The following is a 1,918-nucleotide window of genomic DNA, read 5'->3' as shown; positions in this document are numbered from 1 at the left end:
CGGACGCCTGACCAGATCGAGGCGGTCATCCAAATGCGTCATCTCCGACGAAAACGAGCCATGGAATCCAAGGAACGGCGGGACGCAAATTTGTGAGTTCCGGAATTAACCAATGTAGAATTAGTAAGGGCGCTGGTTTCGGTAGCCACTGTGTTCTGCCTGATTCACCTGCAAAACCGGGCGCTATCAGTTCAAGGGAAAAGTCGGCGTGGGATTGAAGCGGTGGATGGGCGGTTCGTCGGAGAGTGATTCGCGGCGAAGTTGATCCCCAAGCGGCAACGGTGTCCGGGGGCTAGTTGAGAGAGGCTCCACAGTTGTTATTGTTGGGTTGTATTAGGCCCGCCATTGGGCCTGTTGGTGCGGAGAGGCTTTCACGAACCACGGATCCATCCGGGAGGGTCAAAAAATTCCGCGGCCCGCCGTCCACAAGCCCTGCTGGTGAGGTTATACGCCTTGCTGGCGGGCTTTTCCTTGGATTCCTCGGGTCGATGCCAGTTGGCCCTTCGATGCCATGGCGACCCCACCTGGCTCCTTCAATACGGGGGGCGCTTTCCTTCATTCCCTTCTTCGTCCGTGGGCTGGATTTGATACCCTCACTTGATGCGTGCTACCCCCCTCTCTTCAAGCCAACTCCATTCCAATCCCCGCTTGCTGGATCAGGTCCTTGCCCCGGCCGTTCACCTGCTGGGAAACTACGTCCGTGGCGTTTACCGGGAGGGTCCCTTGGATGACTTCCGGTTCGTTCGCCTGGGCATCTGCCGTGTGCTGAGCCAGGCCGCCAGCGGACGGGACTTCCTCCAGATGGCCCGGGAAGTCCTCGGGGAAGAGGTCGCGCGCGCTTCCTTCTTTGACAGCCTCCATTGCCCGCGCCGCAGCAAAGTGCTGGCCGATCTGAACGCGGAGTTGGTGACCCGGAACCGCTCCGGCTTGGAGGATCTTCTGGCCCGGTTTCCGGAGCTCAAGGGCATCCCGGTGTATGCCGTGGACGGCCATCACATTGACCACGCCGTTCACTCCCCGAGTGACCGCAAGGGAGGGAAGGTGTCGGCCAACAATCTCTATCTGCTGTGCCTGCACTCGGGATTACTATGGAACCTGGGGGCCGTGCAGGGAGACGGGCGCCACAGTCACGAAATGCCGGTCTTCCGAAACCAAGTTGTGCCCTGGTTGCTGACAGAGAAGAAGCGGAGGGGCGCGGCCGCTCCCATCTTTATTGGAGATCCGGCCTTCGTGGACAAGGTGTTCTGGACGCGGATGGTGCTGGAGGGACGTCGCGCCCGGTTTATCACCCGCACCAAATCCAACATGAAGCCGACGATCTACAGTTCTTATGGCTGGGACCGCAAGAACCTCGTCAATGAGGGAGTCGAGGCCGACCTGTCCGTGGGCTTCGACGGGGCGACAACCATGCGCATCATCCGGTACCGGGATCCGGAGAGCGGGGTGAACTACGAATTCCTGACCTCGGTGATGGATCTGGAGCCCGGCTTGATCGCCTTGCTCTACCTGAGCCGGTGGCGGATCGAGAAGTTGTTCGACACCACCAAGAACAAGTTGGAGGAGACCAAGAGCTGGGCCGTGGGCCCGGTCGCCCAGGAGATTCGGGCACACCTGGTCGCCTTGACCCATAACCTGTTGGTCCTGCTGCGGGGGGAGTTGGCACGGGAGCATGGAATTCGGGAGGAGAAGGTGGAGCAAAAGCGCCAGGGGCAACTGATCCAACGCCAGGCCCAGGCGCGCGCGATGGGTCGCACCGTGGCCGCAATCCAGAAATTCCTGCCGGTGGCGATCCAACTGACCGCGCAGTTCATTCGCACCTTGCGCAATGGAATCCTGCTCGGAATGCGCTGGGCTAGGGCGCTGGAACTACTACGCGCCTCTACAAAATGTTACCTCTGAATGTCCTCGGACACCGTTG

Annotated in this window: 1 protein-coding gene; it reads left to right on the top strand. The window is 60.3% G+C overall.

Features of this window, described 5'->3' with window-relative positions:
• Window positions 1-723: 723 nt before the first annotated feature.
• Window positions 724-1,899, top strand: a complete 1,176-nt coding sequence (locus Q8M85_RS03495; RefSeq protein WP_305540326.1) for a transposase — start codon at window positions 724-726, stop codon at window positions 1,897-1,899.
• The last annotated feature ends 19 nt before the right edge of the window (window positions 1,900-1,918 follow it).

It is taken from the genome of Tabrizicola sp., assembly GCF_030694085.1.
In the GTDB taxonomy this organism is placed as follows: Bacteria; Pseudomonadota; Alphaproteobacteria; order Rhodobacterales; family Rhodobacteraceae; genus Tabrizicola.
This window is presented reverse-complemented; position numbering and strand designations above follow the sequence as displayed.